Origin of the sequence: Micromonospora sp. D75 (genome assembly GCF_018070405.1) — a bacterium.
Lineage (GTDB): Bacteria > Actinomycetota > Actinomycetes > Mycobacteriales > Micromonosporaceae > Micromonospora > Micromonospora chalcea.
In genome coordinates this window covers 1-10754 of sequence record NZ_JAGPXV010000144.1, presented here as the reverse complement: position 1 = coordinate 10754, position 10754 = coordinate 1, and the positions used below count along the sequence as shown (strand labels likewise).

At 72.9% G+C, this 10754-nt stretch carries 11 protein-coding genes and 1 pseudogene; 5 read left to right on the top strand and 7 right to left on the bottom strand.

Annotated features, from left to right (window positions below):
• The first annotated feature begins 139 nt into the window (after positions 1–139).
• On the top strand, positions 140–607 hold the full coding sequence (locus KBX39_RS11655) for a thioesterase family protein (protein WP_043327825.1): 468 nt from the start codon (positions 140–142) through the stop codon (positions 605–607).
• Positions 608–619: 12 nt separating this feature from the next.
• On the opposite strand, the pseudogene KBX39_RS11650 reads toward KBX39_RS11655, so the two are convergent.
• The 4 genes and pseudogenes from KBX39_RS11650 to KBX39_RS11635 form a co-directional block, all read right to left on the bottom strand.
• Positions 620–1056: pseudogene (locus KBX39_RS11650) on the bottom strand (nucleoside deaminase).
• A 178-nt stretch (positions 1057–1234) separates the two neighbouring features.
• Positions 1235–1759: a tRNA adenosine deaminase-associated protein gene (locus KBX39_RS11645; RefSeq protein WP_043327823.1), complete on the bottom strand. Its 525-nt coding sequence runs from the start codon at positions 1757–1759 to the stop codon at positions 1235–1237.
• A gap of 121 nt (positions 1760–1880) precedes the next feature.
• Positions 1881–2051 (bottom strand): hypothetical protein, encoded by a 171-nt coding sequence (locus tag KBX39_RS11640; RefSeq protein ID WP_166457820.1) that lies wholly within the window; start codon positions 2049–2051, stop codon positions 1881–1883.
• Between the two features lie 73 nt (positions 2052–2124).
• The gene (locus KBX39_RS11635) at positions 2125–2421 is read right to left on the bottom strand and encodes a hypothetical protein (protein WP_043330848.1); all 297 of its coding nucleotides are present in this window, start codon (positions 2419–2421) and stop codon (positions 2125–2127) included.
• A gap of 208 nt (positions 2422–2629) precedes the next feature.
• On the opposite strand from KBX39_RS11635, the gene KBX39_RS11630 reads away from it, so the two are divergent.
• A complete protein-coding gene (locus tag KBX39_RS11630; protein ID WP_113973612.1) occupies positions 2630–3373 on the top strand; it encodes a M23 family metallopeptidase in 744 nt (247 codons plus the stop codon).
• Positions 3374–3421: 48 nt separating this feature from the next.
• Entirely contained in the window at positions 3422–4492 is a 1071-nt protein-coding gene (locus KBX39_RS11625) for a PHP domain-containing protein (protein WP_210870430.1), read from the top strand.
• A 3-nt stretch (positions 4493–4495) separates the two neighbouring features.
• Here the strand turns inward: KBX39_RS11625 and KBX39_RS11620 are convergent, their stop codons facing one another.
• Complete coding sequence (locus KBX39_RS11620; protein WP_043327820.1) at positions 4496–5467, bottom strand: DMT family transporter; 972 nt, start codon at positions 5465–5467, stop codon at positions 4496–4498.
• A gap of 72 nt (positions 5468–5539) precedes the next feature.
• Between KBX39_RS11620 and KBX39_RS11615 the strand changes: the two genes are divergently transcribed.
• Positions 5540–7210, top strand: a complete 1671-nt coding sequence (locus KBX39_RS11615; protein WP_210870428.1) for a DUF885 domain-containing protein — start codon at positions 5540–5542, stop codon at positions 7208–7210.
• A gap of 46 nt (positions 7211–7256) precedes the next feature.
• On the opposite strand, the gene KBX39_RS11610 is transcribed toward KBX39_RS11615, so the two are convergent.
• Both KBX39_RS11610 and KBX39_RS11605 read right to left on the bottom strand, forming a co-directional pair.
• On the bottom strand, positions 7257–8678 hold the full coding sequence (locus KBX39_RS11610) for a DUF6114 domain-containing protein (RefSeq protein ID WP_247660099.1): 1422 nt from the start codon (positions 8676–8678) through the stop codon (positions 7257–7259).
• A 178-nt stretch (positions 8679–8856) separates the two neighbouring features.
• Positions 8857–9480: a DUF6230 family protein gene (locus KBX39_RS11605; protein ID WP_043327818.1), complete on the bottom strand. Its 624-nt coding sequence runs from the start codon at positions 9478–9480 to the stop codon at positions 8857–8859.
• A 416-nt stretch (positions 9481–9896) separates the two neighbouring features.
• Here KBX39_RS11605 and KBX39_RS11600 point away from each other — a divergent pair, with 416 nt between their 5' ends.
• A complete protein-coding gene (locus KBX39_RS11600; RefSeq protein WP_051611329.1) occupies positions 9897–10631 on the top strand; it encodes a class I SAM-dependent methyltransferase in 735 nt (244 codons plus the stop codon).
• Positions 10632–10754: the final 123 nt, after the last annotated feature.

The window sequence follows — 10754 nt, the reverse complement described above, 5'->3', positions numbered from 1 at the left end:
TCACCGCGCTGATCCCCAGCGCGGTGATGCGGTCCCGGCTGCTCGACCCGGACGCCACCTACCGGCACGCCCGCCAGGGCCTGCTGACCCGGCTGCGGGCGCTCTGCCCGGATCCGACCCTGCTACCGGAAGGCCAGTCATGAGCCACACCACAGTCGAGCGGCAGGCCGCCGAGTTCGGGCACGTCGCGCACGTGCCGGTGCACTTCGACGACCTCGACGCCATGGGCCTGCTGCACAACGCCCGCTACGCGGTGCTGCTGGAACGCGCGCTCACGCCGTACTGGGCCGAGCGCGGCGTCGCCTTCCGCGGCGACGTGCACGCCGCGCCGGACGTGTTCCACGCGGTCCGCGAGTTCACCATCAGCTACCGCGCGCCGGTCACCGGCGTCGGCACTGTGGCTGTGCACTTCTGGCTGGAGCACTTCGGCACCAGCAGCGCCCGGTACGCCTTCGAGTTCCGCTCGACCGACGGCGCCACCGTGCACGCCACCGGCACCCGGTCGATCGTCCGGCTCGACCCGGCGACGTTGCGCCCGACCGCGTGGACCGAGGTCGCCCAGGGGGTCGCCGCGACGCTGCTGCGCCCGGCGCCGACGAGCGCCTGAGCCGAGCACACCTCAGCGGAAGAACGCGCGCAGCAGCGCGGCGCTCTCGCGTTCCAGCACGCCGCCGTACACCTCGGGGCGGTGCGTGACGCGGCGGTCGCGCAGCACGTCCCAGAGCGACCCGACCGCGCCGGTCTTGGGTTCCCACGCGCCGAACACCACTGTCGAGACGCGGGCCAGCGCGATCGCCCCGGCGCACATGGTGCACGGTCCAGCGTCACGACGAGCGTGCAGTCGTCCAGCCGCCAGCGGCCCAGCCGCTGCGCGGCCCGGCGCAGCGCCAGCACCTCGGCGTGCGCGGTCGGGTCGCCGGTCAGCTCCCGCTCGTTGCGCCCGATCGCCAGTTCGGCGCCGTCGGGGCCGTAGAGCACCGCGCCGACCGGCACGTCGTCGGCGTCGGGGGTCGCCTCGTCCGGGCCGGTCACCGCGACCTCCAGGGCCCGGCGCATCCACAGCTCGTGCCGCTGCCGGCGGCCGACCGCGCCCGGTTCGGCGAGCGCCTCGTTGGCGCCGGGACCGACGCGCGCGGTCCGGCCGGGGGTGGGCTGCCCCGGGCGTACGGTCTCCAGCGCCGGATCGGTCGCGTCGGCGGGTTCGGCGGCGCCGGGCGTCCGGGACTCCCCGGGCTCAGACCTCACGCAACTCCTCGACCTCGTCCACGCAGCCGAGCACCTGGCAGATCTCGGCGGTGACGTCGGCCGGCATGGAACCCTCGTGTGCGCAGAGCGCGAGCAGCTTCTGCGCCGGGATGCCCAGGTCGGCCAGCAGGTCGGCGTCGCCGACCGGGTCGGCCTCCGGGTCCACAGCGGGCTGCTCGTTGTCGTCGTCCCCGCTGGAGGCGCGCGGCTCGTCGACCTCCTCCAGCCCGGTCACCGACGTCTTCAGGTCGCCGACCAGCAGCGCGCCCAGGCGGGACTCCTCCGCGAACGCCGAGTCGGAGCCGAAGACCCGCAGGTCCTCCCCCTCGTCCAGGCGCAGGACGACCAGGTACGTGTCGTCGGCCTCGACGAACAGCAGCGACAGGTCGGCGTCCGGCTCGACGTCGCGCAGCCGGTCCGCCACCTCCTCGATGTCGGTGACGCCCCGCAGGCTCACCTCGCCCGCGGTCCAGCCGCCGTCGACGCGCGCCACGGCAGCAGCGAAGTACGACACGGTCCCCCCAAATTGGCCTCGGCAGCACGCCGACAGGTCACGCGATGCACGTTAACCGGTCGGGTCGGCGGGCGACCGGTCAACGCCCCGTAAGGGCCGGCCGTTCTGAAGAGAAAGCCGGTCAGCCGACGACGCGCCGACGGGTGGCGATGAGTTGGCGCAGCCGCTCGGTACGCGCGCGCTGTGGTCGCTGGCGCTGCTGCACCGCGCGGGCACCGGCCAACTCGGCAAGGAGTTGCAGGCGACGGCGGCTCCGCTCGGGGTCGAGCCGCGGCGGTGTGGTCCAGGCCATACCGCCGAGGGTGGACCGTCACCGCGCGAACGTCAAGGTGGCCTTCGCTACGCAGCGAAACCGGCACCCATGGTCACCAGAGCGGCCAGTCGCCGGTCTGCGCCCACCGCATCGCGACCAGCGCGGCGGCGATGCTCCAACCACCGGCGGTGACGATCGCGACCCCGGTGGCGACCCCCCGGTCACCGTGGCGGACCAGCACCGCTGCCGCCGCCCAGGCCAGGGCGCCGGCCAGCAGAGTCCACCAGGCGTAACCCGCGATGTTGCGGCCGAGCAGCCCGAACAGCAGCAACCAGGCGAACGCGACGAGCGCGCCGACCGCGACCCCGGAGCCGGTGATCGGGTACGGCTCGCGGTAGCTGGGCCGGATCGGCGCGTTGGACGGGAAGAGTCCCGAGGGGGTACGCGGCGGAGGCGGGAACGCCCCCGGACCGGTCCCCTCGGGTCCGCCCTGCCACCCGTACGTCACCGCCGCCCCCTTCCCCGAACGATCCACGTCGGCGTCACGCACCGTGACCGGCGGGTGTGACGCGGTCGCGGCGTTCGTCCCTACGGTAGTGGTCTGTCAGGATGACCGGATGCGCTCGCCATCGATCGGACGCCGGACGCGGCCGGCGTACCCGGTCCTGCTGCTCGTCGCGGCGCTCGCCGCCGGGGGGTGTGGCGCCTCCACCGGGCGCGCCGACAGGTGGCAGGAACCGAGCCCGATCGCGACGGGCGCGCAGCCTGCCGACTCGGCGAGCCCGGCACCGCCGACCGCCTCCCCGCCGTCGCCGGCCCGCACGGACGTGAAGCGGGTCTTCCCCGTCCGCGCCGGCAACGTCGACTACCACCCGACGCACGGCGGCTACCCGGGCACCGACGTGTTCGCCGACTGCGGCGAGCCGGTGGTGGCGGTCACCGACGGCGTGGTGCTGGAGGTGAGCCGGGTCGACCGGTTCGACAAGCGCGGGCCGCAGGGCCCGAACAACGGCGGGCTCTCCGTCTCGCTGCTCGGCGACGACGGGGTGCGCTACTACGGCTCGCACCTGAGCGCGGTCGCGGCCGGCATCGACCCGGGCGTACGGGTCCGGGCCGGGCAGCAGCTCGGCAAGGTGGGCCGTACCGGCAACGCCAACAACGTCTGTCACCTGCACTTCGGACTCTCCCCGAAGTGCACGGGAAAGGACGACTGGTGGATCCGCCGGGGCGTGGTCTGGCCGGCGCCCTACCTGAACTCGTGGCGCAAGGACGGCAACCGCTCGCCGGTCGCCGAGGTCACCGCCTGGCAGCGCAAGCACGGCTGCCCGGCGTCGCCGGGCCGGTCCACCACGGGCGGCTGACGGTGCGGGGTCGCGCGGCGGGCGGCGGATGCGCGTAGGTTCCAGGGCATGAGTGCCCGGGATCCCATCGCCGACCTGCGCCGGATCGCGTTCCTGCTGGAACGGGCCAACGAGGCCACCTACCGGGTCCGGGCGTTCCGGTCGGCCGCGAAGACGCTCGGCGCGCTGCCCGCCGCCGAGGTGGCCGAACGGGCCCGCGCCGGCAAGCTGACCGAGCTGTCCGGCGTCGGTGACGTCACCGCCCGCTGCGTGGCCGAGTCGCTGGCCGCGGAGGAGCCGGTCTACCTGCGCCGGCTGCTGGCGACCGAGGGCACCGACCTGGACGAGGCGGCGGCGAAGCTGCGGGACGCGCTGCGCGGCGACTGCCACACCCACTCGGACTGGTCCGACGGCGGCTCGCCGATCGAGGAGATGGCGCTCGCGGCGGTCGAGCTGGGCCACGAGTACCTGGTGCTCACCGACCACTCGCCCCGGCTGAAGGTGGCCCGGGGCCTGACCGCGGAGCGGCTGCGCAAGCAGCTCGACCACGTCGCTGCCGTGAACGAGGCGCTGCCGAAGGGCTTCCGCCTGCTCACCGGCATCGAGGTGGACATCCTCGCCGACGGCTCGCTGGACCAGGACGAGGACCTGCTGGCCCGCCTGGACGTGGTGGTCGGCTCGGTGCACAGCGGGCTGAACGACGACCGGGCGAAGATGACCCGCCGGATGCTGACCGCGATCGCCAACCCGCACCTGGACATCCTCGGGCACTGCACCGGGCGGATGGTCTCCTCCCGGCCTGCCGGCGTGACCGGGCCGGGCGACAAAGGGCACCGCGCGCGTACCCGCAAGGAGAGCGAGTTCGACGCGGACGCCGTCTTCGCGGCGTGCGCCGAGCACGACGTGGCCGTCGAGATCAACTCCCGGCCGGAACGGCAGGACCCGCCGAAGCGGCTGATCCGGCTCGCGCTGGAGGCCGGGTGCCGGTTCGCCATCGACACCGACGCGCACGCCCCCGGCCAGCTCGACTGGCAGCGGTTCGGCTGCGAGCGGGCCGCGCTGTGCGGGGTGCCGGCGAACCGGGTGGTGAACACCTGGACGGCCGACCGCCTGGTGAAGTGGACGGCCGGCCATAGCTGAGGGTCAGCCCTGGGCGGCCGGTTCGACAGTGCGGGCCGGCACCACCACGTCCGGGCGCGTGCGGCGCCGCCCGAACAGGCCCTGCGCGACCGCCACGCCGGCCAGCACCACGAGCGCGCCCACCGGCTGGTGCCAGGTCATCCGCTCACCCAGCACGACCGCGCCGACGAGCACCGCGAACACCGGAACCAGGTACGTCACTGTGGACGCCGTGCTCGCCCCGGCCAGCCGGATGTTGCGCATGTTGATGACAAAGGCGAGCCCGGTGCCGAGCGCGCCGAGCGCCAGCACGCTCGCGATCACGCGCGGCGAGAGCCCGGCCGGGGACGGCGGCGTCCCGACGAACGGCGCGACCAGCGCGAGCTGCGCGGTCGCCACCAGCAGCTGGGCCGCCGACAGCGACAGCCCGGAGTACGCGCTGCCCGCGACGAACTTCTTCTGGTACGGAATGGCGAGCCCGTAGCAGGCAGCCGCGCCGAAGCACATGAGCTGGCCGACGAAGTGGGCGCCACCGACGCCCTCCCAGACGCCGAGCACCACGAGCACCCCGACGAAGCCCAGCCCCAGCCCGACCGCCCGCCGCACGGTCAGCCGCTCGGTGCGGAACACCAGCACCGCCAGCGGCAGCACGATCAGCGGCGTGGTGGCGTTCCAGATGCCGGCGAGCATCGACTCGACCCGCTGCTCGCCGTAGCCGAACAGCGTGAACGGCACCGCGACGCCGAACGCGGCCACCACGAGCATGTGCCCCCAGACGCGAAGGTCGCGGGGCAGCCGGTCGCGCAGCACGGCGAGCACCACCAGCAGCGTGACCGCGCCGGTGGCCACCCGGTAGAGAGTGAGGTGCACGGGGTGCAGCTCGGCCACGCCGACCTTGATGAACAGAAAACTCGAACCCCAGATGGCGGCAAGCGCGACGAACCCCGGCAGCCAGCTCCGCAGCGGCGCGCGGTCAGGAGTGAAATCGACTGTCACCCCTGACACTCTGCCCCACGGGTACGACGATGTCGTGCGGAATTCGGCTGCGGGGTCACGTAGGGTCCCCTCGTGGGACGAATCGATGACCTCGCCAACCGGTACGTGGCCGAGTGGGCTCCGCTGAGCCCGACCGGGGCCACCTACGTCGGCATCGCCGGCTACGACGACCAGCTCGACGACCTGTCGCCCGACGGCTACGCGGCCCGCGCCGACCTGGCCCGGCGCACGCTCGGCGAACTCGACGTGACCGAGCCGGAGACCGAGGCCGAGCGGACCGCCAAGGAGGCCATGCAGGAGCGCCTCGGCCTGGAGCTGGCCCGGTACGAGGCCGGCGAGACCGGCAGCGAGGTCAACGTCATCTCCAGCGGTCTGCACGAGATCCGGATGGTCTTCGACCTCATGCCGACCGACGGCGAGGAGGCGAAGGCCAACGTGGCGGCCCGGCTCAACCGCTTCGCGTCGGCGCTCGACGGCTACAAGCGCACGCTGCGCGAGGCCGCCGCCGCGGGACGGGTCAGCTCGCAGGTGCAGCTCGTCGAGGTGGCCAAGCAGTGCGACGTCTGGGTCGACCCGGAGGGCGACAACTTCTTCCACGGCATGGTCGAGCGGCTCGACGCCGACGGCGCGCTCGGCGCGGAGCTGCGCAAGGGCGCGGCCGCCGCCACCGCCGCCACCGCCGAGTTCGGGCAGTTTCTGCGCAACGAGCTGGCGCCGGCCGGGCGGGAGAAGCAGGCCGCCGGGCGGGAGCGCTACGAACTGGCCTCGCAGTACTTCCTCGGCGCGAAGGTCGACCTGGACGAGACGTACGCCTGGGGTTTCGCGGAGCTGGCCCGGCTGGAGGCCGACATGCGGACGGTGTCCGCGCGCATCGCCGGGCCCGGCGCCTCGATCGACGACGCGGTACGCGCGCTCGACGCCGACCCGGCGCGGACGGTACGCGGCAAGGAGGCGTTCCGGGACTGGATGCAGGCGCTCGCCGACCAGGCGGTCAGCGACCTGAACGGCACCCACTTCGACATCCCCGAGCAGGTACGCCGGATCGAGTGCTGCCTCGCGCCGACGAGCGACGGCGCCATCTACTACACCGGCCCGAGCGAGGACTTCTCCCGGCCGGGACGGATGTGGTGGGCGGTGCCGCAGGGCATCACCGACTTCTCCACCTGGCGGGAGGTGACCACCGTCTACCACGAGGGCGTGCCGGGTCACCACCTGCAGGTCGCGCAGACCGCCGTCCGGGCCGACCTGCTCAACCGCTGGCAGCGGCTGTTGTGCTGGGTCTCCGGGCACGGCGAGGGCTGGGCGCTCTACTCCGAGCGGCTGATGGACGAGCTGGGCTACCTCGGCGACCCCGGTGACCGGCTCGGCTTGCTCGACGGGCAGGCGCTGCGCGCGGCCCGGGTCATCGTCGACATCGGCATGCACCTGGAGCTGGAGATCCCGAAGGACAACCCGTTCGGCTTCCACCCGGGCGAGCGGTGGACGCCGGAGCTGGGCTGGGAGTTCATGCGGGCGCACTGCCGGGTGCCGGACGAGAACCTGCGTTTCGAGCTGAACCGCTACCTGGGCTGGCCCGGGCAGGCCCCGTCGTACAAGGTGGGCGAGCGGATCTGGTTGCAGGCCCGGGAGGACGCGAAGGCCCGCAAGGGCGCCGACTTCGACCTCAAGGAGTTCCACCGCCAGGCGCTCGACCTGGGCTCGCTGGGGCTGGACCCGCTGCGCAAGGCGCTGGCCCGGCTCTGAGCCGGCTTCCGGGTGCCGGCGGCGCGTACCGCCGGCACCCGTCCGGTCAGGCGCCGAGCGTCACCTTCAGCGTCGGCCGGCCGGTGAGCGTGTTGCTGGTGACGTACGCCAGGTCGATGACCGGGTCGGTGAACGTCACCGGGATGGGCAGCGTGACCGGCAGGCCGTCCGGGAACGGCAGGTCCGGCGTCAGCGTCAGCTTGATGCCGGCGAGCTTGCCGACGAACCGGGTGCAGTAGAACGCGACGTCGTCGCGGACGGTGAGACGGTCGGTCGCGTACCGCTGGGTGCGACCGCTGGGGCCGTCGGCGACCAGCAGGAAGTCGTCGGTCACGGCTTCCTTCATGCTGAACTTCAGCACCTTGAGCGCGCCCTGCTCGGTCCGCAGGTCGGTGATCCCCTCGAACCGCAGCCCGGTCATGGTCACCTTGGAGCCGGTGAGCTTCGACGGCTGCTTGGCCACCTTCGGCAGGCCCGGGTCGGCGGCGATACGCGGCAGCGGCTTGCCGGGCTCCACCTTGCCGGGCTTCGCCGGTTCCTCCTTGCCCGGCTTGCCCGGTGTCGGGCAGTCGGTCGAGCCGGGACGGGTGGTCGGCTTGCTCGTCGGGGCCGCCGATCCGCTCGCGGTCGGTGTGGGCGAGGGCGTCTCGCTCTTCTTGCTGCCGCCCTTGAACAGGTCACCGATCCCCTCGAAGAAGTCGGTGATGATGTTGCCCTCCCGCGTCGGGCTCGCGCTCGGCGTCGGGGTGGGCGTCGCGGAGGGTGCCTTCGACGGCGTGGCGGGCTTCGTCGGGCAGGCGCTGGCGGCGGGCCTGCTCGGTGCGGCCTGTACCGCGCGCGGCTGCACGGCCAGGCCGGCGGTGGCCAGGCCGAGCACCAGCAGGACGATGCCGAAGGCACGCGGGTCCGCCGAACGGCCCGCCCACTCGGGCGGGCCGCCGTCGGATCCGGCCGCCTGCCCGTTCACCGACTGCCGAGGGACCGGCCGCTCCCCGCCCGGCCGCTCGGCAGTCGGCTGCTCGACGGCCGGCCGTACGCCGGCCGGCACCTCGACGGTCGGCAGTTCCCCGGCCGGCTGCTCGTCAGCGGGTTCCGGGGCGGCCGGCCGGCCGGTGACCGACTGGTCGGCGTCCCGCTGGTCCACCCTGGTGTCGCGCTCGTCGTCCGCCTCGGTGTCGCGCTCTTCGGCGGCGGGCTCCGACGGCCGGACCGGCACCCAGGCGAAGGCGAGCGCGCTGCCCACGATGCCCAGCAGCAGGCCGAGGAAGAAGCCGCCGAGGTTGAGCCCGATCAGCGAGTAGACGGTCGTGACCGCCGCGACGATCGAGTAGAACAGCCGCTGCGCCGGACTGAGCCAGAGCAGCACGCCGCAGGTCCCGAGGATGGCCGGGATCAGCAACGAGAGCAGGCCGGTGGCGCCGCTGCTGAAGCTCAGGCCGTTGAGGGTCAGCCGGGTGGAGGCGAGCATCTCCACCCCGGCCAGGATGATGAACAGGCCGCCCCAGAACGGCCGGCTCCGCCGCTGGCAGCGGTGCCGAGCCGGGCGTGGGACGGTTCGACGGTTGTCACGTACTCCTCCTGGCGGAGCGGGGGCGGGGACGGTGGGGCGGGCCCGCGGTGGTCGGCCACCGCGGGCCGTGCTCAGCTCAGAAGCACTCCTTGCCCTTGGCGTCGTCACCCACGTTGACCTTGAGCCGCAGCCCGACCAGGTTGAACGTCGAGGACGTGGTGTAGCGGGACACCTGCTTCAGGTCGCGGATGGTGACCCGGTCGGAGTTCTGGCCGAACGAGCCGCGCTGGGCCGTCGGGTTCAGGTCGCTGGCGTCGCGGCCGATCTGGATGTTGGTGAAGGTCGCGTTGCCTTCGAGCGAGTCCATCGCGATCACCAGGTCCTTGGCGCGGGCCGGGTCCTTGCCCTCGCCGGCGTTGATGGTGAGCACCACCGGCAGGCCGGGCAGGTCGGCGCGGACGGACTGGCAGAGGTTGTACAGGTCGGCGCTGCTGATCTCGGCCATCGCGACCGGGCGCGTCGCGCCGGCCTTGCCGTCCTCACCCTTCTCGCGGACGATGCCGCCGTATTGCTTGAAGCCCTCGCCCTCCAGGCGGTCCGCGCCGATCTTGAAGGTCTGCCCGGACACGGTGATGTCGGAGGCGATGGCGCCGGTCGACATGCCGAACAGGATGGCACCGGCGGCTGCCGTGGTGGGCACGATCATGGCGGCGAACCGCTTCCACCGGGTACGACCCTGGTTGTCGAGCCGATTCTGCACGGGTTCCTCCTCGAGCGAATGTGCGCGGCGGCCGGTTGTCGTACCGGTGGCCCGCGCCGGACCCCGCCCTCTGTTACCGACGGGTAACGATCGAGCCTGATCGTGCACCCGATGCGGCGCAGCTCACAACCCCCTCGTGTACCCGGCGGTAACACGAGCGCGCCACGAAGCTTGCTCGCCATCACCACGCGTTGACGCTCCGGAGCAGGAAAAGGGCGTCAAAGTGCGCAAAGACACCGTCATCGAGCGCCCGATCAACCCACAGTGACGGCACATCGAGGGATTACAATCAAGTAACAAATGTACAGTGCGTCGAGCGCGATGGGCCGTTCGGGGCAGTGTCGTCGGCCGAACATCCGAGCCGGCAGATGACCGGGTCGATCCAGCCGCACCCCCGGATGTCCTAGGGTTTCGGCGTGAATCTCGACGACGTACGGCGCGACTGGACCAAGCTGGGCGCCGAAGATCCGCTGTGGGCCGTCCTCGTCCAGCCCGGTAAGCGCGGCGGGCAGTGGGACGTCGAGGAGTTCCTGGCCACCGGCCGCGCCGACGTCGAGGAGACGACCGGATGGCTGGGCCGGCTCGGCCTGCCCACGCGATGGGACCGCGCGCTGGACTTCGGATGCGGAGCCGGTCGGCTGTCGCAGGCGCTCGCGCCGCACGCCGGCGAGGTCGTCGCCGTCGACATCGCCCCGTCGATGCTGGAGACCGCCCGGCGCCTGGACCGCAGCGCCGGGAACATCCGCTTCGTCCTCAACGACGCGCCGGACCTGAGCCAGTTCCCCGACGGGCACTTCGACCTGGTCTACAGCGCGCTCGTGTTGCAGCACCTGCCGCGCCCGGCGATCGACAGCTACCTCGCCGAGTTCCTGCGCGTCCTGCGCCCCGGCGGGGTCGCCGTCGTGGGCCTGCCGACCGAGCCGGCCCGTACGGCCAAGGGCGTCATCTGGAAGCTCGCGCCGTTCCGCCTGATCAGCTGGGCGCAGCGCCGGCTGCTCAACTACCCCGCGCCGATGAAGATGACAGCGGTGCCGGACGCCGACATGACCCGGCTGGTGGCCGCCAACGGCGGGGAGATCGTCGGGCAGCGGCCCGACCTGCCGTACACCGAGGACTGGATCTGCACCCGGTACGCGGTGCGACGCCTCTGACCTGCCACCTGCCGCGCACACGAGCAGGAGCAGGAGCAGACCCACGACGCCGAGGACGATCGGCAGCACGGTGGTCAGCAGGTTGATCTGCCCACGCGCGTCCTTGGCCGCCTTGGCCTGCTG

Bases quoted from the DNA above. Each gene is read 5' to 3' on its own strand.
- KBX39_RS11655 (WP_043327825.1), top strand. From the start codon at position 140: ATGAGCCACACCACAGTCGAGCGGCAGGCCGCCGAGTTCGGGCACGTC.
- KBX39_RS11610 (WP_247660099.1), bottom strand. From the start codon at position 8,678: ATGCTCGCCTCCACCCGGCTGACCCTCAACGGCCTGAGCTTCAGCAGC.
- KBX39_RS11625 (WP_210870430.1), top strand. From the start codon at position 3,422: ATGAGTGCCCGGGATCCCATCGCCGACCTGCGCCGGATCGCGTTCCTG.
- KBX39_RS11640 (WP_166457820.1), bottom strand. From the start codon at position 2,051: ATGGCCTGGACCACACCGCCGCGGCTCGACCCCGAGCGGAGCCGCCGT.
- KBX39_RS11630 (WP_113973612.1), top strand. From the start codon at position 2,630: ATGCGCTCGCCATCGATCGGACGCCGGACGCGGCCGGCGTACCCGGTC.